The organism is Kitasatospora sp. NPDC023120 (genome assembly GCF_055560835.1).
In genome coordinates this window covers 1-24,011 of record NZ_JBVHHY010000019.1, presented here as the reverse complement: position 1 = coordinate 24,011, position 24,011 = coordinate 1, and the positions used below count along the sequence as shown (strand labels likewise).

General features: G+C 71.7%; 24 protein-coding genes and 2 pseudogenes. 12 read left to right on the top strand and 14 right to left on the bottom strand.

Annotated features, from left to right (window positions below):
* Nucleotides 1-108: 108 nt before the first annotated feature.
* Entirely contained in the window at nucleotides 109-1,464 is a 1,356-nt protein-coding gene (locus tag ACZ3TI_RS26360) for a ricin-type beta-trefoil lectin domain protein (RefSeq protein ID WP_465730258.1), read from the bottom strand.
* A 531-nt stretch (nucleotides 1,465-1,995) separates the two neighbouring features.
* On the opposite strand from ACZ3TI_RS26360, the gene ACZ3TI_RS26355 reads away from it, so the two are divergent.
* Together ACZ3TI_RS26355 and ACZ3TI_RS26350 are read left to right on the top strand one after the other, a co-directional pair.
* The gene (locus tag ACZ3TI_RS26355; protein WP_465730256.1) at nucleotides 1,996-2,397 is read left to right on the top strand and encodes a nuclear transport factor 2 family protein; all 402 of its coding nucleotides are present in this window, start codon (nucleotides 1,996-1,998) and stop codon (nucleotides 2,395-2,397) included.
* A gap of 8 nt (nucleotides 2,398-2,405) precedes the next feature.
* Nucleotides 2,406-3,194, top strand: a complete 789-nt coding sequence (locus ACZ3TI_RS26350) for an SGNH/GDSL hydrolase family protein (RefSeq protein ID WP_465730512.1) — start codon at nucleotides 2,406-2,408, stop codon at nucleotides 3,192-3,194.
* 20 nt (nucleotides 3,195-3,214) lie between these two features.
* Here ACZ3TI_RS26350 and ACZ3TI_RS26345 read toward each other — a convergent pair whose 3' ends face one another.
* Entirely contained in the window at nucleotides 3,215-3,796 is a 582-nt protein-coding gene (locus ACZ3TI_RS26345; RefSeq protein ID WP_465730254.1) for a PadR family transcriptional regulator, read from the bottom strand.
* Between the two features lie 110 nt (nucleotides 3,797-3,906).
* On the opposite strand from ACZ3TI_RS26345, the gene ACZ3TI_RS26340 reads away from it, so the two are divergent.
* A complete protein-coding gene (locus ACZ3TI_RS26340) occupies nucleotides 3,907-5,100 on the top strand; it encodes a PucR family transcriptional regulator (protein ID WP_465730510.1) in 1,194 nt (397 codons plus the stop codon).
* Between the two features lie 177 nt (nucleotides 5,101-5,277).
* Here ACZ3TI_RS26340 and rpmG read toward each other — a convergent pair whose 3' ends face one another.
* Nucleotides 5,278-5,442, bottom strand: a complete 165-nt coding sequence (gene rpmG / locus ACZ3TI_RS26335; RefSeq protein ID WP_350741047.1) for a 50S ribosomal protein L33 — start codon at nucleotides 5,440-5,442, stop codon at nucleotides 5,278-5,280.
* 260 nt (nucleotides 5,443-5,702) lie between these two features.
* Here rpmG and ACZ3TI_RS26330 point away from each other — a divergent pair, with 260 nt between their 5' ends.
* Genes ACZ3TI_RS26330 through ACZ3TI_RS26310 form a run of 5 tightly spaced genes read left to right on the top strand, consistent with a single transcriptional unit; the run spans nucleotide 5,703 to nucleotide 10,207 of the window.
* The gene (locus ACZ3TI_RS26330) at nucleotides 5,703-6,653 is read left to right on the top strand and encodes a metal ABC transporter solute-binding protein, Zn/Mn family (protein ID WP_465730252.1); all 951 of its coding nucleotides are present in this window, start codon (nucleotides 5,703-5,705) and stop codon (nucleotides 6,651-6,653) included.
* Nucleotides 6,650-7,498 carry a metal ABC transporter ATP-binding protein gene (locus ACZ3TI_RS26325; RefSeq protein ID WP_465730250.1) on the top strand — a complete coding sequence of 283 codons (849 nt, stop codon included), beginning with the start codon at nucleotides 6,650-6,652 and terminating at the stop codon, nucleotides 7,496-7,498. The genes ACZ3TI_RS26330 and ACZ3TI_RS26325 overlap by 4 nt, the downstream gene beginning before the upstream one ends.
* Nucleotides 7,489-8,394, top strand: a complete 906-nt coding sequence (locus ACZ3TI_RS26320; RefSeq protein WP_465730248.1) for a metal ABC transporter permease — start codon at nucleotides 7,489-7,491, stop codon at nucleotides 8,392-8,394. Before ACZ3TI_RS26325 ends, ACZ3TI_RS26320 begins: the two co-directional genes overlap by 10 nt.
* Complete coding sequence (locus tag ACZ3TI_RS26315; RefSeq protein WP_465730246.1) at nucleotides 8,391-9,233, top strand: metal ABC transporter permease; 843 nt, start codon at nucleotides 8,391-8,393, stop codon at nucleotides 9,231-9,233. The genes ACZ3TI_RS26320 and ACZ3TI_RS26315 overlap by 4 nt, the downstream gene beginning before the upstream one ends.
* Before the next feature lie 44 nt (nucleotides 9,234-9,277).
* Entirely contained in the window at nucleotides 9,278-10,207 is a 930-nt protein-coding gene (locus tag ACZ3TI_RS26310; protein ID WP_465730244.1) for a GTP-binding protein, read from the top strand.
* A gap of 3 nt (nucleotides 10,208-10,210) precedes the next feature.
* Here ACZ3TI_RS26310 and ACZ3TI_RS26305 read toward each other — a convergent pair whose 3' ends face one another.
* The 4 genes from ACZ3TI_RS26305 to ACZ3TI_RS26290 all read right to left on the bottom strand — a co-directional run bounded on the left by ACZ3TI_RS26305 (nucleotide 10,211) and on the right by ACZ3TI_RS26290 (nucleotide 13,049).
* Nucleotides 10,211-11,083 (bottom strand): TIGR03943 family putative permease subunit, encoded by an 873-nt coding sequence (locus tag ACZ3TI_RS26305; protein WP_465730242.1) that lies wholly within the window; start codon nucleotides 11,081-11,083, stop codon nucleotides 10,211-10,213.
* The gene (locus ACZ3TI_RS26300) at nucleotides 11,080-12,090 is read right to left on the bottom strand and encodes a permease (protein WP_465730241.1); all 1,011 of its coding nucleotides are present in this window, start codon (nucleotides 12,088-12,090) and stop codon (nucleotides 11,080-11,082) included. The genes ACZ3TI_RS26305 and ACZ3TI_RS26300 overlap by 4 nt, the downstream gene beginning before the upstream one ends.
* A 107-nt stretch (nucleotides 12,091-12,197) precedes the next feature.
* Nucleotides 12,198-12,377, bottom strand: coding sequence for a hypothetical protein (locus tag ACZ3TI_RS26295; RefSeq protein WP_465730240.1), 180 nt, complete (start codon nucleotides 12,375-12,377; stop codon nucleotides 12,198-12,200).
* A gap of 78 nt (nucleotides 12,378-12,455) precedes the next feature.
* Nucleotides 12,456-13,049, bottom strand: coding sequence for a TetR/AcrR family transcriptional regulator (locus ACZ3TI_RS26290; RefSeq protein ID WP_465730239.1), 594 nt, complete (start codon nucleotides 13,047-13,049; stop codon nucleotides 12,456-12,458).
* 124 nt (nucleotides 13,050-13,173) lie between these two features.
* Here ACZ3TI_RS26290 and ACZ3TI_RS26285 point away from each other — a divergent pair, with 124 nt between their 5' ends.
* A complete protein-coding gene (locus ACZ3TI_RS26285; RefSeq protein ID WP_465730237.1) occupies nucleotides 13,174-14,283 on the top strand; it encodes an FAD-dependent oxidoreductase in 1,110 nt (369 codons plus the stop codon).
* A gap of 326 nt (nucleotides 14,284-14,609) precedes the next feature.
* Here ACZ3TI_RS26285 and ACZ3TI_RS26280 read toward each other — a convergent pair whose 3' ends face one another.
* Together ACZ3TI_RS26280 and ACZ3TI_RS26275 are read right to left on the bottom strand one after the other, a co-directional pair.
* Nucleotides 14,610-15,206 (bottom strand): NADPH-dependent F420 reductase, encoded by a 597-nt coding sequence (locus ACZ3TI_RS26280; RefSeq protein ID WP_465730235.1) that lies wholly within the window; start codon nucleotides 15,204-15,206, stop codon nucleotides 14,610-14,612.
* Nucleotides 15,207-15,257: 51 nt separating this feature from the next.
* On the bottom strand, nucleotides 15,258-16,076 hold the full coding sequence (locus tag ACZ3TI_RS26275) for an inositol monophosphatase family protein (RefSeq protein ID WP_465730233.1): 819 nt from the start codon (nucleotides 16,074-16,076) through the stop codon (nucleotides 15,258-15,260).
* 138 nt (nucleotides 16,077-16,214) lie between these two features.
* Between ACZ3TI_RS26275 and ACZ3TI_RS26270 the strand changes: the two genes are divergently transcribed.
* Nucleotides 16,215-17,120 carry a LysR family transcriptional regulator gene (locus ACZ3TI_RS26270; RefSeq protein ID WP_465730231.1) on the top strand — a complete coding sequence of 302 codons (906 nt, stop codon included), beginning with the start codon at nucleotides 16,215-16,217 and terminating at the stop codon, nucleotides 17,118-17,120.
* Between the two features lie 165 nt (nucleotides 17,121-17,285).
* On the opposite strand, the pseudogene ACZ3TI_RS26265 reads toward ACZ3TI_RS26270, so the two are convergent.
* From ACZ3TI_RS26265 to ACZ3TI_RS26255, 3 genes and pseudogenes are all read right to left on the bottom strand, one after another.
* Nucleotides 17,286-17,978: pseudogene (locus tag ACZ3TI_RS26265) on the bottom strand (amidohydrolase family protein); the annotation flags it as partial.
* Between the two features lie 50 nt (nucleotides 17,979-18,028).
* Nucleotides 18,029-18,226, bottom strand: coding sequence for a hypothetical protein (locus tag ACZ3TI_RS26260; protein ID WP_465730229.1), 198 nt, complete (start codon nucleotides 18,224-18,226; stop codon nucleotides 18,029-18,031).
* A 286-nt stretch (nucleotides 18,227-18,512) separates the two neighbouring features.
* Nucleotides 18,513-18,773, bottom strand: coding sequence for an alpha/beta hydrolase family protein (locus tag ACZ3TI_RS26255; RefSeq protein ID WP_465730227.1), 261 nt, complete (start codon nucleotides 18,771-18,773; stop codon nucleotides 18,513-18,515).
* Between the two features lie 278 nt (nucleotides 18,774-19,051).
* Between ACZ3TI_RS26255 and ACZ3TI_RS26250 the strand changes: the two are divergent.
* Nucleotides 19,052-19,368 (top strand): annotated as a pseudogene (locus tag ACZ3TI_RS26250) (IS6 family transposase); the annotation flags it as partial.
* A gap of 132 nt (nucleotides 19,369-19,500) precedes the next feature.
* On the opposite strand, the gene ACZ3TI_RS26245 reads toward ACZ3TI_RS26250, so the two are convergent.
* Both ACZ3TI_RS26245 and ACZ3TI_RS26240 read right to left on the bottom strand, forming a co-directional pair.
* Nucleotides 19,501-20,775 carry a glycosyltransferase gene (locus ACZ3TI_RS26245; protein WP_465730225.1) on the bottom strand — a complete coding sequence of 425 codons (1,275 nt, stop codon included), beginning with the start codon at nucleotides 20,773-20,775 and terminating at the stop codon, nucleotides 19,501-19,503.
* The gene (locus tag ACZ3TI_RS26240) at nucleotides 20,772-21,416 is read right to left on the bottom strand and encodes a tetratricopeptide repeat protein (protein ID WP_465730223.1); all 645 of its coding nucleotides are present in this window, start codon (nucleotides 21,414-21,416) and stop codon (nucleotides 20,772-20,774) included. The genes ACZ3TI_RS26245 and ACZ3TI_RS26240 overlap by 4 nt, the downstream gene beginning before the upstream one ends.
* A 459-nt stretch (nucleotides 21,417-21,875) precedes the next feature.
* Between ACZ3TI_RS26240 and ACZ3TI_RS26235 the strand changes: the two genes are divergently transcribed.
* Nucleotides 21,876-24,011 (top strand): hypothetical protein (locus ACZ3TI_RS26235; protein WP_465730221.1); only part of this gene is annotated, 2,136 nt, incomplete at its 3' end.

The window sequence follows — 24,011 nt, the reverse complement described above, 5'->3', positions numbered from 1 at the left end:
TGTGGGGCCCGCTGGGGACCTCGACGATCTCCGTGGCGACCGCGGCAGGAAGGTGCTCTTCCGCGAAGGCGACGGCGTCGGCGACCGCCCGTCCGCCGCGACGCCGTCTCAGGCGGGCAGCACCCACTTCTGGTTGGCGCCGCCGGTGCAGTCCCAGATCTGTACCTGGGTGCCCGCAGTGGTGGACCAGCCGGGGTCGTCCAGGCACTTGTCGGACTGCGGGTTGTACAGGGAACCGTCGGAGCGCGGGATCCAGACCTGGGAGCCGGTGTTGTTGCAGGCGTAGATGTCCACCGCTGTGCCGTTCGCGGTGCCGGCCGCGTACACGTCCAGGCACTTGCCCAGCACGTGCAGGGTGCTGCCGGCCCGGACGACCGTCCACTGCTGGGCGGGCGTGCTGTTGCAGGTGTAGATCTGCACCGGGTTGTAGTCGGCGGTGGAGGCGGCGCGGTCGTCCAGGCAGAGGCCGCCGTAGCCGGTGATCGCCGAACCGCCGCCGCCGCCGCTGCCGCCGGCGGTGGTGTACGCCGCGACGGATGCGACGCTCATCGTCGCCCCGGGGGTGGTGGCGGCCGTCGGGGTGGTGCACCCGCAGACGCCGTTGGGGAAGCCGCCGCCGATGGCCAGGTCGAAGATGATGGACAGCGGGTGGTCGAAGGCCTGCTGCCAGACGGCGGTGCCGACCTGGTTCTCCGTCACGGTGTAGTAGGGGGCGCCGTCGAGGTACCAGGTGATCGACTCGGCGGCGGTGTTGGTGCGGTCCAGGACCATCGCGTAGTCGTGGTAGCCGTTCTGGCAGCCCGGGCAGGCGCGCAGGCCGCTGCCGATCCCGTTGCCCTCGTTGCACACGCCGCCGGGGGAGGTGCCGCAGTGAACGGTACCGGCCACCTGCGAGCGGGCGTTGACGTCCTCCATGATGTCGATCTCGCCGTTCTCGGGCCACTGCCCCGGGCCCAGCATCCAGAACGCGGGCCAGTACCCCAGTCCGCCGGCGGGGGCGGGCTGCATGATCGAGGCCGTGACCTCCAGTTTGCCGCCGGCCGGCGCGCCGGCGACCGCGCTCGGTGTCCGGATCCGGCCCGAGGTCCAGGAGCCGCCGCTGCCGAGGGCGGTGATGTCCAGGTGGCCGTTGCCGTCGAGGTGGACGTTGGCGGTCGAGTCGGTCATGGTCTCGATCTCGCCGGTCCCGAAGTTCGAACCCGGGCCGGTGTCGTACGTCCAGTTCGCCCCGGACGGTCGTGAGCCGGCGGGGCCGGAGAAGTCGTCGCTGAAGACGGTCGTCCACCCCGGCGGCGGCCCGGCGGCCACCGGGGCCGCCGCCGTCACCGCGGTGGCGGTGGTCGGCGCCTGGCCGATCAGCGCGACGAGCATGCCGAGGGTGGCCAGGACCGCGAGTCGGCGGCCGGGTCGGGTGAGTTGGCGAGCGCGTCGGCCGGTGCGGCGGCGCGCGGGGTCACGGGTCATCTGAGGCTCCCAACAGAAGGGGCGCGGACCGGCCCGCGAGGTGGGGTGGGGGCCGGTTCCGCGGAGTGGAGCGGGGGGCTCCGGTCCGGCGGATCCTGCCGGACGAGCCCTGGAGTCGTCCCATCGTGTGTTGAGCTGAGGCGCATTCAACTCCTGTACCTGTCAAGGCGTCAAGAGGTCCGAAGGGTGCCTCGTGGCGTCAACTCGTGAAGGCCCCCGCACGGGAGCGGGGCCGGGGTGGTGGAGGACACCCGGGAACATGGGCACCGGCAGATCGCCGGCCGGGCTCCATTCCACGGCGAGGTGCTTGTCCGGTTCGGTGTTCGTCAGCTCGCAGCTCCAGGCAGTGGAGAGGAACACGGAGAGGCCGGTAACCCAGCGGCTCTCGTCGGAGACCAGGGTCGTGCCCGGAACGGGAACGCCCTGGCGCCCTCGCGACCGCCGAGGTTCGGTGCATCCTCGACATCGCCCGGATCGCGCGACTAGGCTCGCGCGCAGCAGATATTCAATTTGTTGACTATGGAGCCCGCCGTGCACCCCTTCCGCGCAGCCGTCGAGGCCGGCGACCACGATGCCATCGAGGCCCTCCTGGCCGAGGACGTCGTCTTCACCAGCCCCGTCGTCTTCAAGCCCTACCCGGGCAAGGCCATGACCGCCGCGATCCTGCGCGGTGCCGGACGGGTCTTCGAGGACTTCCACTACGTCCGCGAGATCGACGGCGCCGACGGCCGCGACCGCGCGTTCGTCTTCAAGGCCACCGTCGACGGCCGCGAGGTGCACGGCTGCGACTTCCTGCACTTCGACGAGGACGGCCTGATCGACGAGTTCACGGTGATGGTCCGCCCCCTCTCGGGCGCGCAGGCACTCGCCGCCGCGATGGGCGCGCAGTTCGAGCGGATCACCGCCGAGGCGCTGGGCGCGTCCGAGGCGTGAGCGCGACCATGGGCTTCCGCCGCTACGTGGCGGTCGGCGACAGCCAGACCGAGGGTCTGGGCGACGGCGACGGCGACGAGACGGCCGGCTGGCGAGGCTGGGCGGACCGATTGGCCGAGACGATCAGCGAGCACGAACCCGGCCTGCTCTACGCCAACCTCGCCGTCCGCGGCCGGCTCGCCGGCCAGGTTCGGGCCGAACAGCTCGCCCCTGCCCTCGCGCTGCGACCGGACCTGGTCACCGTGGTCGCCGGGATGAACGACCTGATGCGGCCGGGCTTCGACGCGGGCGCCGTCGTGGCGGAGCTGGACGCGATCTTCGCCGCCTTCACGGCCACCGGGGCGCGGGTGCTCACCTTCACCTTCCCCGACATCGGCCGGATCGCGCCGCTGGCCCGCAGGCTGCGGCCCCGGGTCCTGGATCTCAACGCGCGCATCCGGGCCACGGCCGACCACCGCGGCGTCGTGGTCGTCGACTTCTTCCCGCACCGGGTGACGACCGATCCGCGCATGTGGAGCGCGGACCGGCTGCACGCCAGCCCGCTCGGCCACGCCGGGATCGCCGACGCGGCGGCCGAAGCGCTCGCGCTGCCCGGCAGCGACAGCGGGTGGGCCGAGCCGCTGCCACCGCTCCCGGCAGCGGGGATCCGCCGGCGAGCCGCCCAGGAGGCCGCCTGGATCGGCACCTTCCTCGGACCGTGGCTGATGCGCCGCCTACGCGGCCGCTCCTCCGGCGACGGAAGGGTCGCGAAGCGCCCGGAACTGCGGCCCGTCGGGGCTCCCCGCCCGGCGCACTGAGCGGCCGCCCCCGAAGACCGTCAGACCGGCCCCTGCGCCGGCCCCCGCGCAGGGGCCCGCCGGTCCAGAACGGCGAGTGCCTGCTCGCACCAGCGCTGGTTCTCGCGCTCGAACGACAGTCCGCGCATCAGCGTCAGATACGGCCCGACCCGTTCCGCCGTGGCGAGGTACTCGTCCTCGAAACGCCCGTCCAGCAGCCGCGCCCGCAGGCGCTCGTAGCGGGCCACCTTGGCCTGCGCCCACACCAGCCGTTCGAGCAGCGCCGCGCGCACGGCCTCTTGGTCGCCCGCGTCCACGGCCTGCACCTGGACGAGCAACTCGTCCCGGATCGCGGACGGCCGCGGCGGCGAGGCCGTGAACGACCGCAGCGCGGCGCGGCCCGCCTCGGTGAGCGAGAACAGCCGCTTGTTCGGCCGCCGCTCCTGCTCGACGACCCGGGCGCTGACCAGCCCCTCGGCCTTCATCCGGTCCAGCTCCCGGTAGAGCTGCTGCGGTGTGGCCATCCAGAAGTTCGCCGCCGAGGCGTCGAACGCCTTCGTCAGGTCGTAACCGGACGCCTCGCCCTCCAGGAGGGTCGACATGATCGCGTTGCGCAGGGCCATGCCGCCAGCCTAGCGAGCGCCCCCGTGCACCGGCGACCGACGCGATTAATCAACAAGGCACCTATCTCTGAGACGCATTCCCGGCATGCTCCTGGAACGGGAACGCCGTCCTGGTCGTACGGGAACGGGTCGGCCTGGTCAATGAGGGCCAGGAGCTGCCGGCGTACGCCGCCATGCCGCCCGAGCAGGTGCGCGGCGAGATCACCCGGGCCGCCGAGTACGCGATCCGGCACCTCGTCGAGGTCCTGCGCACCGGTGAACTGCCGGGCCGGGAGCTGTTGGAGAAGATCAGCGAGTCCTCGGCCCAGCGGGCGGACGAGGGGATCCCGCTGGAGGCCGTGGTCGGCGCCTACCACCTGGGCGCCGAGGAGTGCACCACCCGGATCCTGGCCACGGCCGAGCCCGCCGACCTGCCGGACGTGCTGCGCGCCCAGCACCAGCTGCTCGGCTACCTGCGGCTGGTCAGCTGCGCGGTGGCCACCGGCTACGTGCGCGAGCGGCAGGCCGCGCTCGGCGAGGAGCAGGTGGCCCGGCAGGCGCTGCTCTCCCGGCTGCTGGAGGGCGGCAGCCCGCAGGCCGCGGCCGACCGGGCCGGCCTGCCGCTGCCGCCCAGCTACCTGGTGCTGAGCATCGCGGCCGGACCGCACCCCGACGAGCTGCTGCCCGGGGTCAACCGCTCGGTCGCAGCGCGCCGCAAGGTCCGCCGGCTGCGACACGAACTCGAGCGCCAGAGCCGCGGGGTGCCGCTGACCGCGCTGTCAGAAGAGGGTGGCCTGGCACTGCTCCCGCAGGAGACGCCGGCGGCCGGGCTCGACGACGCCGACTGGGTCCGGCTGGGAGCCGTGGTCGAGCAGCTCGGCCGGATCTGCGGAGCCGAACTGCTGGTGGCCGCGGCCGCCGCCGCGCCGGACGGGGTGGCCGAGGCCGTCCGGCTGGCCGGGGAGGTACGCCAGGTGGCGCAGGCGGCCGGACTCGGTACGGGCCTGTACCGGCTGGACGACGTGCTGCTGGAGTATCAGCTGAGCCGCCCGGGCCTGGCCCGGGCCGGATTGGCCGCGCTGCTCGCGCCGCTGGCCGGGCGCCCGGAGCTGCTGGAGACGCTGCGCGCGTTCCGGGCCGGCGGGTTCGACCGGCGCCAGGCGGCCACCCGGCTGCGGGTGCACCCGAACACCGTGGACTACCGGCTGCGCAAGGCCACCGCGCTCACCCGCCTGGACCCGGCCCGGGGCGGCGACCTGCCGATGCTGCGGGCAGCGCTGGCGGCCTTCGACGCGGCAGCGCGCGAGCGGCCGACCAGCAGCTGACGGACCATCGGACCCCGACCCGGCCCGCCGGCCGCGGTGCCCGACGCAGCCGGAACCGACATCATCCGCCTCGGCCAGCACCACGACGACGGCAGATCAACCGACCCCCGACTCCGTCACCGTCTCACGCGGTGGCCCGTCTGCATGGGGTGGTTTCTCCTCCGGGGAAGCGGGGGGTCAGCGTTCTTCGCGGAAGTCGACGTGCCGGCGGGCGACGGGGTCGTATTTGCGCAGGACCAGTCGGTCCGGGTCGTTGCGGCGGTTCTTGCGGGTCACGTACGTGTAGCCGGTTCCGGCGGTGGAGCGGAGCTTGATGATCGGGCGCAGCTCGTTGCGGGCCATGAGGTCCTCCTGTGGTCGGATGGGGATCGACCATAGCAAATGAAATCCATTTTCATCTAGGGGTGAGTGCCGCCCGGGCCGCCGTGCCTGGGGTGGCTTCTCGTCATGCCGGTGCGCGAGCTGTGGCGACGGGGCCTGCCCCGGTCAAGATTCGGCAATGATTTTCATATCTCCTTCCGGGTGGGATGGTGATGAAAACCGTTTCCATCTATCGTGGCGTCGTCTTCCCACCTCTCCCATCCGCGAGGAGCACCTCTGCCATGCGTACTGCCCTGCCCGCCCGCCTCGTCAGACTCTCCGCCGTCGCGGTCGCCGCGCTGGCCGCCACCAGTGCCTGCTCGACCGCGCCGGCCAAGAGCACCACGTCCCAGGACACCGCCGACGGCTCCGGCAAGGTCGTCCAGATCGCCGCCGGCGAGAGCTTCTGGGGCTCGCTGGCCGGCCAACTCGGCGGCGACCACGTCAAGGTGACCGACATCATCAGCAACCCCGATGCCGACCCGCACGACTACGAGCCCACCGCCGCCGACGGCCGCGCCGTCGCCGGCGCGCAGTACGTCATCACCAACGGCATCGGCTACGACGCCTGGTCCGACAAGCTGATAGCCGCCAACCCCGCCCCCGGTCGCGCCGCGCTCAAGGTGGGTGACCTGGTCAAGGTCAAGGAGGGCGGCAACCCGCACCAGCGGTACTCCCCGGAGAGCGTGCACAAGGTGGTCGAGCAGATCACCGCCGACCTCAAGAAGCTCGACCCGGCCGACGCGGCCTACTTCGACCAGCGCAAGGCCGGCTTCCTCGGCAAGACCCTCGCCCCGTACGACCGGCTCATCGCCGACATCAAGGCCAAGTACGCCGGCACCCCGATCGGCGCCTCCGAGTCGATCGTCACCCCGCTCGCCGAGGGCCTCGGCCTCAAACTGCTCACCCCCGAAAAGCTGTTGGACGCCGTCAGTGAGGGCACCGACCCGACCGCCGCCGACAAGGCGACAGCCGACGAGCAGATCAAGTCCAAGCAGATCAAGGTCTACGTCTACAACAGCCAGAACGACACCCCGGACATCAAGGCCCAGGTCGAGGCCGCCAAGGCCCAGGGCATCCCGGTCGCCACCGTCACCGAGACCCCGACCCCGGCCGGCGCCCCCTTCCAGGACTGGCAGACCGCCGAACTCCAGGGCCTCGCCGACGCGTTGAAGCAGGCGACCGGCAAGTGACCACCGCACCGGTCGAGCACGCCGTGGCCACCGAGGCCCCGGCCCCCACCCCCGCTCCGGTCCTGGAGCTGCACGGCGTGGCCGTGCGGGTGGGCGGCCGCACGCTCTGGTCGGACGTCGATCTCACCGTCGGAGCCGGGGAGTTCACCGCCATCCTCGGCCCCAACGGGGTCGGCAAGTCCACCCTCGTCAAGACTCTCCTCGGCGCCCACCCCGCCGCCGCGGGCCAGGTGAGCGTCCCGGCCCGCGCCGCCATCGGATACCTCCCGCAGCGCCGTAGCTTCGACGCCGGCGTGCGCATCCGGGGCATCGAAGTCGTGCGCCTCGGCCTGGACGGCCACCGCTGGGGCGTCCCACTGCCCGGAATCCACCGCGCCCGCCGCCGCGCCGAACGCCGACGCGTCGACGAGGCCATCGCGTCGGTCGGCGCCACCGGCTACGCGCACCGGCCGATCGGGCAGTGCTCCGGCGGCGAACAGCAGCGACTGCTGCTCGCCCAGGCCCTGGTCACCCGCCCGCGCCTGCTCCTGCTCGACGAGCCGCTCGACAGCCTCGACCTGCCCAACCAGAGCGCCATGGCCGCCCTGCTCGGCCGGATCTGCCGCGAGGACGGCGTCGCCGTCGTGATGGTCGCCCACGACGTCAACCCGATCGTCCACCACCTGGACCGCGTGGTGTACCTGGCCGAAGGGCAGGCCGTCGCCGGCCGGCCCGAGCAGGTGATCACCTCGGACACCCTCAGCCGCCTCTACGGCGCGCCCGTCGAGGTCCTGCGCACCGCCGACGGACGGCTGGTCGTGGTCGGCGTCCCGGAGGACTGCAGGAGCTGTGGCCCGTGCTGCTAGCCGACACCGCCTCACCGGCCTTCTCCTGGAACCTCGTGACCGACCTCCAGCAGATGTGGGCCTACGCCTTCATGGTCAACGCCTTCCGGACCGGCGCCGTCGTCGCCGTCGTCGCGGCCGCCGTGGGCTGGTTCATGGTGCTGCGCCGCCAGACCTTCGCCGGCCACACCCTGTCGGTGGTCGCCTTCCCCGGCGCCGCCCTCGCCACCCTGCTCGGGATCTCCACCACCTTCGGCTACCTCGGCGCCTGCCTGGGTGGCGCGCTCGTCATCGCGCTGCTGCGCGACCGGGGAAGGGCCGGCGTCGTCGAGGAGTCCGCCGGGACGGGCACCGTGCAGGCCTTCGCGCTGGCCTGCGGGTTCCTGTTCGTCACCCTGTACAAGGGGCTGCTCGGCGGGCCGCAGGCGCTGCTGTTCGGCACCTTCCTCGGCATCACCACCGACCAGGTCATCGTGCTGAGCGTCGTCGGCGCGGCCGTGCTGGCCCTGCTGGCGCTGATCGGGCGGCCGCTGCTGTTCGCCTCGCTCGACGGTGAAGTCGCCGCAGCGCGCGGCGTACCGGTCCGGCTGCTGGGCTTCGGCTTCCTGCTCCTGCTCGGCGCGGCCGCCGCCGAGGCCGGCCAGATCACCGGCAGCCTGCTCGTCTTCGCGCTGCTGGTCATCCCCGCCGCCACCGCACAGGTGCTCACCGCGCGTCCCGTCCTCGGCCTGCTGCTCGGGGCGCTGCTCGCGCTCGCCGCCTGCTGGCTCGGCCTGATCGCCGCCTTCTACCAGCCCTACCCGCTCGGCTTCTTCGTGACCACCTTCGCTTTCGCCGGGTACCTCCTCGCCCACCTCGCCCGCGCGGTGGCGGGCTTCCTCGGCCGCGCCCCGCTGCCGACAGGAGCACCGGCATGACCAGCGTCCTCCACCAGGCCTTCTTCCAGCACGCCCTGCTCGCCGGCACCGCGATCGCCCTCGCCTCCGGCCTGGTCGGCTACTTCCTCGTGCTGCGCGCCCAGACCTTCACCGGGGACACCCTCAGCCACGTCGCCTTCACCGGCGCGATGGCGGCCCTCGCCGGCGGCTACGACCTGCGGCTCGGCCTGTTCGCCGCCACCATCGGCGTCGCGCTGCTGCTCGGCCTGCTCGACCGGCGGGGCCGGCCCGACGACGTCGTCATCGGCACCCTGTTCTCCTGGATCCTCGGCCTCGGCACCTTCTTCCTCACCCTCTACACCACCCACCGCAGCACCACCCAGGGCAACGCGGGCATCAGCGTCCTGTTCGGCTCCATCTACGGCCTGAGCGGCGCCCAGACCGTGACGGCCGTTCTGGTCGCCGTGGCGGTCAGCGCGGCCGCGATGCTGATCGCCCGGCCGCTGCTGTTCGCCACCCTCGACGAGGCCGTCGCCACCGCGCGCGGGGTGCGGACGGGTGCGCTCGGCCTCGCCTTCCTCGCCCTGGTCGGCGCCTGCGCCGCCGAGGCCACCCAGGCGGTCGGCTCCCTGCTCCTGCTCGGCCTGCTGGCCGCGCCCGCCGGCACCGCCCTGCGCCTGACCGACCGCCCGTACCGCGCCCTCGCACTCTCCGCCGCCCTCGCCGTGCTGGAGCTGTGGGCCGGTCTCGCACTGAGTGCCGCCTCGCCGAGACTGCCGCCGAGCTTCGCCATCATGGCGATCGCGGCGGCCTGCTACGGCGCCTCCGCGCTGGTCCGCCCGGCCACCCGCCGGGTGCCTCGCCGGGCCACGGCCTGACCGGGACAGGGGTTGCGGCTGTGACGAGGACCCGACGGACACCGGTGCCTGCGTGGCGGGAGACCCCGCAGCAGGTGCTCGTCCGGCAGTCGCTCGCCGCCTGCCCCGGCTTCGTCAGCGCCCAGGCACTGCACCGGCGGATGGTCACGGAGGGTGGTGCGGTCGGTCTGAGCACCGTCTACCGCGCCCTTGCCGCCCTCACCGGAGCCGGTCTCACCGACGTCGCCGCCCTCGACACCATGGCCACCGTGGTCGACGCCGCCAACTTCCTGCCCGAGCTGGCGAACGGCGACGAACTCGCCGCGCGCGGCCTCGACCAGTACGAGGACGACGAACGCACCGTCAGCGACCTGCTGATCGACCAGGTCGAGTTCGCCGACGTCATCGTCCTCAACAAGCTCGACCTGGTCGGTGAGGAGGAGGCCGTACGGCTGCGGGCCGCCCTCACCCGGCTCAACCCCGCCGCCCGGATCGTCCCGGCCCGGCACGGCCGAGTGGACCCCGCCGAACTGCTCGGCACCGGCCGCTTCGACGTCGAACGCGCCCAGCAGGCCCCCGGTTGGGTCGCCGAACTCAACGGCGACCACATCCCCGAGACGGAGGAGTACGGCATCTCCAGCACCGTTTTCCGCGCCGAGCGACCCTTCCACCCCGGCCGGCTCTGGGAGTTCGCCACCGAGGACCTGGACGGCGGCGCCTACGGCACCGTCCTGCGCTCCAAGGGCTTCTTCCGCCTGGCCACCCGGCCGCACGTCACCGGTCTCTGGTCCCAGGCCGGCTCGGTTGCCCGCTTCGAACCGGCCGGCGTCCACACCGACGGGCAGGGCCAGGAACTGGTCTTCATCGGCACCGCACTGAACGCCGAAGCCCTGCACGACCGGCTCGCCGCCTGCCTACTGGCCGACGGCGAGCCGATCGTGCAGAGCCAGGACCCGTTCCCCGCCTGGGAGGCGCACGGCGACTGCCCCGTGTAGCGCCTACTGGTCCGAGGGCGGGATATCCCGATAGGGGGCGCGCGGCTGGGGGACGGCGTGCTGTTCGGAGACGTCGATCCGCGGCGCCGCGGTGGCGGGCGCGTCCGGGGTGGGCTTCCAGACACCGGTGAGATCCACCCAGCTGTCCGCGGCCGGGGTCGGGCCGGTGGCGTGCACCAGGACGCGCAGCCGTCGGGCGTCGGCCGCGCAGCAGCTGACGACCAGCCGGTTGAGGTACCACTCGCCGGGCTGCGTTCCGGGGGAGACGAAGCCGGTGAGCCGGACCTTGCGCTCCGCCAGGCTCTTCTGCGGGTCGCGGCTGCGGCCGATGAACTCGGTCAGCGACATCGGCGTCGGCACCGTGACGGAGGCACCGGAGGCACTGGAGGCACCGGCCGCGCTGCCCGGGGCGGCCGGCTGCTCGGACAGGTCGGCGTACTTCGCCGGTTCGACGACGGCGTCCGAGCCGTCCCGGGCAGCGGTGAACGAGCCGAGCGGAGGCGGGGCGAGGCACAGCAGCAGCACAGCGGGGACGGCCAGCAGCCAGGCCACGCGCGGGCCGTGGTCGTGATCGTGCCCGTGCCCGTGTCCGTCGTCCGTGGAGGGCCGGAGCCAGACCGCGTTGCCCTCGGCGTCCCGGCCGAACCGCATCACCGGCTCCTGCCGGTGGGCGGTCACGCGGCGTACCACGCCCGCGATCCCGAGCCCGAGCAGCACCAGCCCTGAGGCGATCAGCGGGATCCGCAGGCCCTCCTTGACGTACTGCAGGAACACGTCACTGCCGACGGTGATCCGCAGCAGGGCCGCGCCGACCAGCGCGACGAGCAGGGACGGGGCGAGCCCCCGGACGGCGGCCTTCACAGCGGTGGCCTTCAAAGCGCCCCTCCGATCACGGTGCTGGCGAGAACGGCGACCAGGAAGGTCGCGCTGGAGAACCGGAGCGCGAAGGCGCGTCCGAAGGCGCCCGACTGGAGGGCGATGAGTTTGAGGTCGACCATCGGGCCGACGACCATGAAGGCGAGCCGGGCGGTGGGGGAGAAGCCGGTGAGGGATGCGGCCACGAAGGCGTCCGCCTCGGAGCAGACGGCGAGGATCACCGCGAGGAAGGCGAGCACGGGCACGCCCAGCCACGGGGAGTCGGAGAAGATCCGCAGCACCGACGGCGGGACGAGCACGTTGAACGTCGCCGCGGCCGCCGCGCCGACCACCAGGAAGCCGCCGGCGTGCAGGAAGTCGTGCTGCAGGCCGCGCCGGAACTCCTCCAGCGGGTTGCGCGCGCCGCCCTCACCGTGACCGGTCGAGCTCTTCGGCAGCCGCAGCCACTCCGGTCGGCCGAACGCGACCCAGAGCCAGCCCATCACCACCGCGGTGGCGAGCGAGGCCAGCAGCCGGGCCAGTACCATCTCCGGCTTGCCGGGGAAGGCGATCGCGGTGGCGACCAGGACGACCGGGTTGATCGCGGGCGCGGAGAGCAGGAACGCCAGGGCGGCAGCCGGCGCGACCCCGCGCTTCATCAGGCTGCCGGCCACCGGGACGGACGCGCACTCGCAGCCCGGCAGGACGGCGCCGGCCACCCCGGCCACCGGTACGGCGAGCGCCGGGTTCTTCGGCAGCACCCGGGTGAACACCCGCTCCGGGACGAACGCCCCGATCGCGGCCGACACCACGGTGCCCAATACCAGGAACGGCACGCCCTGCACCACGATGGCGACCATGACCGTCCGCCAGGTCTGCGCACTGCCCGCGTCCCACACCCATGCGAGCGCGGCCGCCGCCACGACCGCCGGTACTCCGATCAGCAGCGCCGACCTCCAGCGTGGTGGCGGGGTTTCCGCCGGCGCCACTGGGAGGTGCCGGACGCTGCCGAGACTCGTCTCCACCAAGGTGACCGCTCCTCAGCCCGCTCGCCGCCGATGCGTCGGCGAGACCTGTCTGCTCACCGTCATGTTCGGGGAGCCGGGGACAGAGTAGCGGTGATAATCATATTCATCTAGGTCTTTCGCGCTGTTCCCGCGATCGGTAATCTGCGCGCACGGGCGACGTCCGGAGCCGCCGTGACCTCGGCGTTTTCGGTGCGGGTGCGAAGCACCTCAAGGGCGTCGTCGACGACGGCGTCCGCGAACGGCCCGGCCGGCAGCCCCATTGGAAGGTCGCGGTCCACATCGACCACGGTCTACTGCAGCCTGCTATGGCCACCGGGATCTCGCCGAGCGCGGAGCCATGGGTGGCGGCCCGTCCGGAAATCGGGTCAGCTGCCCGGGTGGGTGGCCGCCCAGCCGTGTTCGAGCAACGCGAAGGCCTCGTCGGCGGCGCGGCGCGGCTCGGCGTGCCGCAGGATGAGGCCGCGGGCCTCCAGGGCGAAACGGGCCAGGGCGGCGCAGCTGACGTCGTCCTCGGGGGCGCCGACAGCCTCGGCGATGGCCCGCGCCAGGGCCGCTTCGTGGCGCGTCCACATGCGGTGGGCGTAGTCGCGCAGCGCGGGGGTCTCCTGCACCATGCGCATGAACTCGGTGAACCGGGCGTCCGTGGCGTGGACGGCGAGTTGGGTCTGCTTCAGCAGGATGTGCTCGCGCAGCGCCTGCGGGATCGACGTGCCGGGGGTGCGGTCGTGCACGGCGGCGACGAGTGCTGCTTCCTCGTCGTCGTCCTGGTCGAAGACCAGGGCCTCCTTGCCGGAGAAGTGCTTGAAGAGGGTGGTCACCGAGACGTCGGCGGCGTCGGCGACGTCCTTGACGCCGACCTGGTCGTAGCCGCGCTCGAGGAAGAGCTCGAGTGCGGCGTCGGCCAGGGACTGGCGGGTCTGGGCCTTCTTGCGCTCGCGGCGCCCCGTCGGTTCGGTCACCCGCACAGCATACCCCGAAGTGAATCCGCTATGAAAGTTTAGTCATTGCACTTATGTAGCGAGTGTGCTTTCTTGGTTGTGCCGGGCCTTCCGGCGGCTCATCCACCTCCCGAGGGAGACCCCCATGAACTCTGCTCGTGATCCCCGCATCGCGGTTGTCGGCGCCGGCCTCGGTGGCCTCACCTGCGCCCGAGTCCTGCAGCAACACGGCCGCTCCGTCGCCGTTTTCGAACGCGAGGCTTCCGCCGACGCCCGCCCGCAGGGAGGCACCCTCGACCTGCACGCCGACACCGGTCAGGCCGCTCTGCGTGCGGCGGGGCTCCTCGACCGATTCCACGCCCTCGCCCGCCCCGAGGGCGACGAGTGGCGCGTGCTCGACTTCGCCACCGGCGCTCTGATTGCGCGGCAGGGGCCTACCCCCGGCGGCGGCCGGCCGGAGATCGACCGGGGCCAACTGCGCGGTCTGCTCCTGGACTCGCTCACAGAGGGCACGGTGCGGTGGGACCGCGCCGTCACCGGGGTCACCCCGTTGCCGGACGGCACCTGCCGGCTGCTCTTCGGTGACGGCGCCGCCGAGGACTTCGACCTGGTGGTCGGCGCCGACGGCGCCTGGTCACGCGTCCGCCCGGCCCTGTCGCACGCGGTACCCCGGTACACCGGTGTCACCTTCGTCGAGACCGGATTCGACCACTGCGACACCCGCCATCCGGACCTCGCCCGGCTGGTCGGCAACGGATCCATGCTGGCGAAGGGCACCGGCAGGTCCCTGGTCGCCCAGCGCAACAGCAACGGCCACATCCGCGCCTACATCGCGCTCCGCGCGCCGGAGGACTGGCACATGGCTGCCGGTATCGACCTCGGCGACCAGCGGGCCGTGCGGACGCACCTCCTGAGGATGTTCGACGGCTGGGACGAGAGCCTGCGCTACATCCTGCGCAACAGTGACAGCGGGTTCATCAACCGGTCCCTGTTCGTCCTGCCCGCCCCGCACACCTGGGAGCACGTTCCCGGCGTCACGCTGCTCGGCGATGCCGCACACCTGATGCCGCCGGTCGGGCTGGGCGCCAATCTCGCCATGCTCGACGGCTCCGACCTCGCCCATGCCCTCGTAGCCGAATCCGGCGTCGACGAGGCCGTCCGCGCCTACGAGAGCATCATGCTGCCGCGCTCGATCGAAGCCGCGACGGGCAGTGCGCAGGGACTCGACCACCTCGTTCCCGCACCGACCCCCTGAGCCGACTCCACCGCCCCGGGTACGCGGCCCTTCCCGCGTCGATCATGCGAACTCCCACGGCGGTCGCATCCACCCCAGGGCCGCGTGGGGGAAGTCGAGGCCTCGGGTGACCGATTTCATGACCGTTGGCCCACGACTGCTACACCACCACAGGGGACATGACCCAGGGCCGAGACAACACCTGACGGAGAGTTCATGCCTGACGCCCCTGGGTCGACGTCGACTCCGCCGCCGAGCCGGACAGTACATGCCGCGATCGTGTGCCACCGGGAACCCGTCCTGCCGCGCGCCGGCTCCGGCTGCCTCCAGCCGGCGCAGCTCGACAGTCAGCGGGCGATCGAGATCGCGAAGGGTGTGAATCCGCTGGAACGGATGACGTGCGGGACGAAGAGGATCGCGGCCTCCGTGGCGCGGGCGGTCTGGATCCCGCCGAGGTCGGTGATCCATTCCTTGTGCCAGCCGAGGTCGGTGAGCAGTTCGCGGACGGTCTGCTTGGCCTGGGGGTCCTCGCCGGAGAGGAACGCGGTCGGTGTCTGGGCGAGCGCGGCCGGTGCGGTCATCACCGGGAAGAGCATGGTGTTGAGGGTCTTGACGACGCGGGTTTCGGGGAGTGCTCCCTGGAGCTGCTCGGCGAGGCTCGAGCCGGGGTAGAGCAGGTCGGCGGGCAGTCCGTCCGGTCCGTCGGTGGTGGCGTTGGAGACGTCGACGAGGATCTTGCCGCGCAGTTCCTCGCGCAGGGCGGCGAGCCGGTCCAGCGAGCCGGCTCCCGGGGTGGCGTTGATGACGATCCGGGCTGTTCGGGCGGCGTCGGCGGCGGCGCCCGGCGTACGGTCCGCCACGGTCACCTCGTGCCCTGCCCGGGTGAGGGCCGTGGCCAGGTTGCCGCCGACGCGGCCGTTTCCGAGAACGGCGATCGTGGTCATGATGATGTGTCCTTCCGTGTGTGCGTGTGCATGCGGGGTCGTGGTGCGGGATCAGCGTGAGAGCGTGGCGACGGCGTCGGCGTGGACGCCGGGCGCGGCGGCCAGGAAGCTCTCGCTCTGCGGGGTCCAGGGGCGGCCCTCGGCGTCGGAGATCCATCCGCCGGCTTCGGTGACGAGCAGTGCTCCGGGGAGCAGGTCGGCGCGGGCGCCGGCGAACTGCCAGAAGGCGTCCGTCCGGCCTGCGGCCACGTTCACCAGGTGCAGGGTCGCGGGCACGGCGGTGCGGACGACGAGCGCGTCGAAGAGCATCGCGGTGATCGAGGAGCCGACGCGCCGCACGACCTTCTCGTCCTCGTCCGGCCGGGCCTGGCTGGTGGCCACGATGCTCAGGCCGAGGTCCGCGGTGGGGGAGACGTGCAGCGGCCGGCCGTCGAGGTGGGCGCCCGCGCCGGTGAGCGCGGTGTAGGTCTCGCCGGTCAACGGCAGGTGGACCACGGTGAGCACCGGCTGGTTGTCGCGCACGAGCGTGGCGGTCACCGCCCACTCCGGCAGGGCGTGCAGGTGGTTGACGTTGCCTTCGGCCGGATCCACGACCCACCACTCGCCGGGCGGCAGCGCCCCGCCGTCCAGCTCGTCCTCCACCCAGCCGGCGTCCGGGCGCAGGCTCGTGAGTCGGGGGCGCAGGATGTCGAGGGCCGTCTCGTCGTTGGCGGCGAGCGCGCGCATCAGTTCTTCGCGGCTCTGGTAGCGGACCACCTCGCCGAAGCGCTCACGCAGCGCCGAACCCGCCGCGCGCACGGCGGTCGCGGTCTGGCCGAGCAGGTCGGCGTCCAAGGCGGCGACGTCAGTGGTCTGAAGCGTTCCGGACATGGTGGTGCTCCCGTCTGAGGAGGGGGGTGAGGCCGGTCGAGGGCCGAACTGCGCGTTGTTTCTTGCGCTTTCGCCTCAACGGTAGATAGCCCGGTCATTGACTTCAAGTGCATGTCAAGCATGGCTAGGATTACTCGTATGCAATTGGATTTGAACCTGCTCGCCGCGCTCGACGCGCTGCTGGAGGAGGGCAGCGTGGCCGGGGCGGCCGCGCGCCTGCATGTCACCGCCCCCGCGATGAGCCGGAGTCTGGGCCGGATTCGGCGCACGACCGGGGATCAGATCCTGGTGCGCACCGGCCGCGCGATGACCCCGACGCCGTATGCGATCGCGGTGCGGGAACAGGTGCACGAGCTGCTGCACCAGGTCCAGGGGGTGCTGGCGCCGAGCCGTGAACTCGATCTGGCGACGTTGGAGCGCACGTTCACACTCCGCTGGCACGATTCCCTGGTCGCCTTGAGCGGCCCCGCACTGCTCGCGGCCGTGCGCGAACAGGCGCCGGGCGTGCGATTGCGCTTCGTCGCGGAATCGAGCGTCGACACCCCCGAGTTGCGGCGAGGCGAGGTCGACCTGGAGGCGAACGCCAATCGTCCGAGCGCACCGGACATCCGCGCCGAGAACGTGGGCGAGACCCGCCTCGTCATCGTCGTGAGGCAGGGGCACCCCCTCACCCGTGTCGGGACCCTCACTGCGGAGCAGTACGCCGCCGCCGAGCACGTCACCGTCTCGCGACGTGGAAACCTCGGCAACGCCCTCGACGACGCCCTCGCTCGGCTGGGCCTCACCCGCCGTGTGGTGGCGACCGCGCCCACGGAAGCGGCCGCGTTGGAGTTCGTGCGCGGCTCCGATCTCCTGATCACCGTCCCCGAAGCCACCACCCGGTCCGCAGCCGCCGACCTCGGCCTGGCCGTGCTCCCCCTCCCGCTCGAACTGCCGTCGGCACCGATATACCTGTCGTGGCATCAGCGCTACGACACCGACCACGCCCACGTCTGGCTGCGCGGGCTGGCGCGAACCGCGCTAGCCGTGTGCGGAGCGTCGTAGTCGGCGTCCTCCGACCGCTTCGGGCCGCCACACAGACCGGGGGCCGCGTCGCCGGGGGCGGACTCCGCCCGCCCCGGCGACGGCCCGATGGACCTGAACAGCGGTCCCAGCTCTGAAGAGCTGGAAATCATGTCGGCCTGGTGGAAACCAGGCACGTGCGGGTCGTCAGAGGCCGAGGATGCGGGCGGCGTTCTCCTTGAGGATCAGGGGGCGGACCTCCGGTTTGATGTCGAGGGCGTCGAAGTCAGCCAGCCAGCGGTCGGGCGTGACGACGGGGAAGTCCGAGCCGAACAGCACCTTGTGCCGGAGGAAGGAGCCGGCGGCCTTCACGAGCTGCGGCGGGAAGTACTTCGGCGACCGCCCCGACAGGTCGATGTACACGTTGGCCTTGTGCGTGGCGATGGAGATCGCCTCGTCCTGCCAGGGCACGGACGGGTGTGCCAGGACGATGGTCAGGCCGGGGAAGTCGGCGGCGACGTCGTCCAGGAGCATCGGGTCGGACCAGCGCAGCTTGATGCCGCGCCCACCGGGCAGGCCCGCGCCGATTCCGGTCTGCCCGGTGTGGAACAGGGCCGGGACGCCCAGTTCCTGGATCGCCTCGTAGAGCGGGTAGTGCTCACGCGCGTTCGGCGCGAACGCCTGGAGGCTTGGGTGGAACGTGAAGCCGCGGACGCCGTGGTCGAGGACGAGCGCGCGGGCCCGGGCGACGGCGTCCGGCCGGTGCGGGTCGACCGAGCCGAACGGGATGAGGACGTCGGGGTGGGCGGCCGCCGCCGCGGCGATCTCCTTGCTGGACAGGGCGGGATGGCCCAGGCCCGTGGTGGCGTCCACCGTGAAGATCACGGCGGCCATGCGGCGCTCGCACGGCGCTGTGGCTGATCGGGCAGCGCGGCGCGGCGCGGAGGTGCTCACCGTCCCGCGCCGGAGCTGTTGCTGGACGCCGCCGAGGTCCGGTTGGCGGCGGGGCGCTGAGCGCCGCCGCGCTCGGCGTGCCCGCCACCGGGCCTCGGCGGGGCGATCTCTTCGGGCGGCCCGGTGAGGATGTCGCGGTCGAGGACGACCAGGTCGGCGAGGTTCCCGACGGCGAGGGTGCGCTCCGGCCCCATGGGTTCGGCTCGTACTCCAGTGTCACTTCGTGATCTTGTTCCGAATTGCGACTGCGCAGGCTGCCGGTACTGGGCGCGGTTCGTCACTACGGGCAGCAGCAGGTGGCGTTACTCGCGGGCGTAGCCATAGCTGGTTAACGGCATGTCCATGCGCTGGTCGATCACCCAGCCCGGGCGGCGGGCGCTGGTGCGCTCGCCCACTCGTTTCCGCTGGTGAGGCGTTGTTTCAATCGCTGTATCGAGCTGTCGAGGACGGTGGTTGCACGCGGACCTGAACACAGAGGCCTCATTGTTGTGCCAGCCAGGTCGCGATCTCGTCGACCACCGCCGGGTCGACATGCCCCGGCCTGGCGTACTCGGCTGGGGTCGGATGGCCACTGCCGGGCAGGAAGAGGTGGTTGGCGTCCTGGTGGACCCGGATAGCTACCTTGGGACGGTGTGCCAGGGCTCGCTGCCAGAGTTCCAGATCGTCGGCGACGGTCACCTGATAGTCCCGCCCGCCCTGCAGGATCAGCATCGGGCAGGCCAGTGCGGCCGCGGTGGCCACTGGGTCGTAGGCGCGCAGGTCGAGCCAGTAGGCGGCGGAGAGTCCCAGAGGCAGAAGTTCCGGCGCTGTGTTGGGAGTGAGGGGTTCCTTGCCGCCAGACCCCGCGTCATGACCACCCAGCGGTTCACGGCAGGCGCCCTGCTCGGCGCCTTCGCGCTGCGCACGGCTCTGTCTCGCGCTCCTGTGTCCAGCTGAGCCAGGCCCGCGCGAGCCGGACCAGGACGCCGTTCTCGTCGAGGACTTCGGGTGCCAGGCGCTCGGGCGTTTCCTCCCCGGAGTCGGCAGCCGTGCCGCGGGTCGTCGTCACCGGCAAGCTCCGCTCCTACGGCGCCGTCCACCGCGAGGTGATGCCCTCGGTCGAGCACCGCTCACAGGACTCAACAACCAGCCGACCAGGCAACGCGAACGCGCGATGAAGCGCTTCCGCAGCGTCGGCGGAGCCCAGAGATTCCTGACCGCCTTCAGCGGCATCTCACCCCACTTCCGACCCGGCCGCCACAACCGCACCGCACCCGACCACCGCCTCGAGATGACCGTCCGCTCCACGATCTGGGACCAGATCACGGGCGCCGCCGGCCTGCCCGCCGCAGCCTGACCGAAACCGACAGCCGACTCCACCACCACGCCCTGACGCACCGCCAGACGCCTGCACCCCCAGCAACGTGACAATGCCCTACATAGCGCTACCACCGATGACGAAACAGAGTCGGTCGCCGTACAGATCCCATCACACCAGGAGGAGACCACCACACCGTTCCGCGCCGTCCTTCATCGCGATCAGGTTGGCCTGCACGTAGGAGATGTTGTTCCTGGAGTGCCAGTCGGTCGGGTAGTAGGTGACCAGCCGTGAGCTCTGGAACCTGGCCTGGATCTCCGGCACGAAGGCACGGTACTGGTTGTCGGTGTAGTACCAGAACGAGTTCTCGTTGTAGTAGGCGACATGTGTCGGGTCCTGGTACGCGCCCCGGCCGTCCGAGCTGGGCGTCAGGGTGAGGAGCATACCGCCCGGTGCCAGCAGGCGGTACAGCTCGTTGATCAGTGGGACCTTCGCGGACACGTGCTCCAGGAAGTCCACCGCGCGGAGCAGGCCGACCGAGTCGTCCGGGAGGTCCAGTTTCCCGGGCAGGGTCGCGACGATGTCGACGCCTTCCCCGGGGTGCTGGTCCACTCCCAGGTAACCGGGCGGCTTGCGATGCGCGGCGCCGAGGTCCAGCGCGAGCAGTCCGCGCCGCTTGGTCCAGGCGAGCGCGTTGGCCTCGATGTACTTGTCGTACAGGGCCACGGTCTCGCGCTGGATGTGCGCGTTGATCTCCGTGTCGCGCTGGGTGTTGTCGGCGTGCATCCGCTGGAGGTAGAGGCAGCGGGGGATCCGGTGGAAGTCGCCCGCCTGGAACAGACGGCACATCAGGTCCTGATCGTCCAGCACCACGCGCGTGGCGTCGTACCCGCCGACCTGGTGGTAGACGTCCCTGCGGAACGCGCGCACATGGTTGGGGGCGTACCAGATGTACGAGACATTGTGCGGCGTCGGCGCCATGGACACGGCCTGCAGAAGCCGCCGGCCGTCGACGTCCACCTCCTCGTACTGCCAGCCGTTCGCCTCGTTGAACCGCGTGTCGTCTCGGCCTCCGTCCTCGGTGACCTGAGCGGTGTGGCTGTAGACGAAGACGACGTCGGGGTTCTCGTCGAAGGCCCGCGCCAGTTCCGCCAGGCAGTCCTTCGTCAGCAGGTCGTCATGGTCGAGCTCCACGAGGATTTCTCCTCGAGCCAGTTCGCAAGCGCGCCGCTTGGCCGCGCCAACCCCCCGGATGTCGTCCGCGATCTCCACCCGGACACGGTCGTCGGGGTGTTCCGGCCGCCAGCGCGCGCCGCTGTTGAGGAGCACGATCCACTCCCAGTCGGAGTGCGTCTGCGCCTGCAGGGTCGCGAGGCAGTCGTCCAGGAAGCGCGGCCGGTGGCTGGGGGTGAAAACCGAGAACTTCGGCGTGCAGGGAGAAGTCATCTGCTGGTACCTGCCTGAGGGACTGTCGGTTGCGGTGTCGGTGCTGCGCTCGCGGCATCTCGGAAGCGTTCCGGCACGAGCGGTTGGAGCGACGGGTCGGCGTGGACGGCGCGCCCGAAGGCGTCCTTGGCTTCGCTGTCGCTGCCCTTCTTCGCCAGGGCCTGCCCAAGGTGCAGGTAGGCCGTGGATGCCTTCGGGTCGGCACTCACGATGTGCTGCAGGATCGCGATCGCCTGATCGGTGTCGTTCGATTCGAGCAGGAGCGCCTTGTTGTAGAGGGCCGACTCGAAATCCGCATCGATCTTCAGAGAATTGTCGTAATCCGAGAGGGCCTCGGCCGTCCTGTTGTCCTCCTGGGCGATGACGCCGAGGTTGTACCAGGCGAGTTTGTTGGCAGGATCCAGCTTCAGAACCTGCCTGAAGCTTTCCGTTGCCCCAAGGAAATCGTGGCTTTCCCCTTGCCTGATACCTGCTTGGAGCACCGCCCCCGCCTCGGAGGCGTTTGCGGCCGTGGACACCGTGGGCGCCGACGCGGGTCTGGCCGTGGGGTGCTCTCTGGACAGCTCGACCCAACCGGCCGCCATATTTGCCACTACGACCGTCACGGCGAGTCCCGTCCACAACCGCACTCGTTTCTTCACTGCGCTTTACCTCTTGGATCTGGTGAGAGCGAAGGAGACGGCCACCAACAGGAGGCGAGAACGTAGAGCCAAACGGACGCTATCGCTCACGGAGCGGGCTCTGTGGCACCGGCGCGCCGTAGCCGCGGGCCGACTGCCCGCGGCTACGGCGCCATGGGTACGGCGCGTACACCGCGACCAAGCCAGCGGCCCTCACGCCCTGCAGATCGCGTAAACGGTGGTAGTGGAGGTTACGCCAACGCCGCCTCCGATTTGTGCCTGATAGCCGGTGGGAGGCGAACCGATTGGATAGGCAGCACCCTGGATGGGGAAATACAGTCCGGTTAGTGTGCTGATGTTATAAGCGCCGCCACCGGTGGCAAATTTGCCGGCGGGACAGAAGACGGTGTTGAGAGTCGTGCCACTTTGAGGGCCGGCAAGCGTACTGGTCACGACGACGCTCTGCGTCCCAACGTCCCCTTGAGCACCCTGGAAGCCCTGGGGGCCCTGCGCGCCGGTGCTGCCTTGGGTGCCCTGGGTGCCCTGCGTCCCAGTGCTGCCCTGGGCGCCGGTGTTGCCTTGGAAGCCCTGGGTGCCCTGGGCGCCGGTACCGCCCTGAGCCCCCTGAGTCCCCGGGTTGCCCTGATTTCCCTGGACGCCTGTGCCGCCCTGGTTGCCCTGCGCGCCTTGCGCGCCGGTGTCGCCCTGGGTGCCCTGCGTGCCCTGCGTGCCCTGAGTGCCCTGGTTGCCTTGGCTGCCTTGGGCGCCCGCACCACCCTGGAAGCCTTGGGTTCCCTGGTTGCCTTGGCTGCCCTGCGCGCCCGGGCCGCCCTGGAGGCCCTGCGCGCCCTGAGCGCCGGTACCGCCCTGGAAACCCTGGACACCGGTGCTGCCCTGCGCTCCTTGCGCGCCGGTGCCGCCCTGAGCGCCGGTACCGCCCTGGGTGCCCTGGGCGCCGGTACCACCCTGAGTTCCCTGACTCCCCTGGACACCCTGCGTCCCCTGGGCGCCGGTACCGCCCTGCGCGCCCGTGCTGCCCTGAGGGCCAGCTCCACCCTGGTTGCCTTGGCTGCCGGTGCTCCCTTGGAAGCCCTGGACACCCTGCGTCCCCTGGAAGCCCTGGAACCCCTGAGCACCCGTGCCGCCCTGAGTGCCCTGAGCCCCGGGGCCACCCTGATTGCCCTGAGGGCCCTGGGTGCCGGTACTGCCCTGGGTGCCCTGGTTGCCCTGGGCACCCGTGCCGCCCTGGAAGCCCTGCGCTCCTTGAGCCCCGGCGCCCCCTTGGAAGCCCTGGTTACCCTGCGTGCCGACGCTGCCTTGCGCGCCGGTGCCACCCTGCGTGCCCTGCGCACCTTGGGTGCCAGTATCACCCTGGAAACCTTGGGCACCCTGCGTGCCGGCGCCGCCCTGGAAACCTTGGGCACCCTGCGTACCGGTATCGCCCTGGAACCCCTGCGTGCCCTGACTGCCCTGGCTTCCCTGGGCGCCGGTGCCACCCTGGCTCCCTTGGCTGCCCTGGCTTCCCTGGACGCCCGTGCCGCCCTGGAACCCCTGGACACCCTGAGCACCCGTGCCGCCCTGGAACCCCTGAACACCCTGCGTTCCCTGAGCGCCGGTGCCGCCCTGGCTGCCCTGGCTGCCGGTGCTCCCTTGGAAGCCCTGGACACCCTGCGTCCCCTGGGCGCCGGTGCCGCCCTGTGCCCCCGTGCCGCCCTGAGCGCCCTGCGCCCCGGGGCCACCCTGATTGCCCTGGGTCCCCTGAGCACCGGTGCTGCCCTGGGTGCCCTGGTTGCCCTGCGCGCCGGTGCCGCCCTGGAACCCCTGGACACCCTGAGCACCCGTGCCGCCCTGGAAACCCTGGAAACCCTGGAAACCCTGGAAACCCTGAGCGCCCTGAGCGCCCTGAGTACCCTGCGTCCCCGTGCCGCCCTGGGCCCCGGCGTTGCCCTGGAAGCCCTGGCTGCCCTGAGCGCCGGCGCCACCCTGGAAGCCCTGCGTGCCCTGGGCGCCCGTACCGCCCTGGAAGCCCTGGGCGCCGGTGCTGCCTTGGAAGCCCTGCGCCCCAGGGCCGCCCTGCGCGCCCTGCACGCCCTGCGTGCCGGTGCTGCCCTGGGCGCCCTGGGCGCCGGTGCCGCCCCCAACACCCTGGCTGCCCTGGCTACCCTGAGCGCCCTGGGCGCCCGTACCGCCCTGGAAGCCCTGGGCGCCGGTGCTGCCTTGGAAGCCCTGGGTGCCCTGGCCACCCTGACTGCCCTGCGCGCCCGTACCGCCCTGGCTGCCGGTGCTGCCCTGATTACCCTGCGTGCCCTGCGCTCCGGTGCTGCCCTGGAATCCCTGGATGCCTTGAGCGCCCTGGTCACCCTGACTGCCTTGTGCGCCGGTGCTGCCCTGAGTGCCTTGGCTCCCCGTACCACCTTGGGCGCCTTGGAAGCCTTGGCTGCCCTGAGCGCCGGTGCCGCCTTGCGTGCCCTGTGCGCCCTGAGCCCCGGTCTCGCCCTGGTTCCCCTGCGCGCCCTGGGCGCCGGTGCCTCCCTGGAAACCTTGAAAACCTTGCGCGCCCTGGTCGCCCTGGCTGCCCTGCGCACCCGTGCCACCCTGACTGCCCTGAGCACCGGT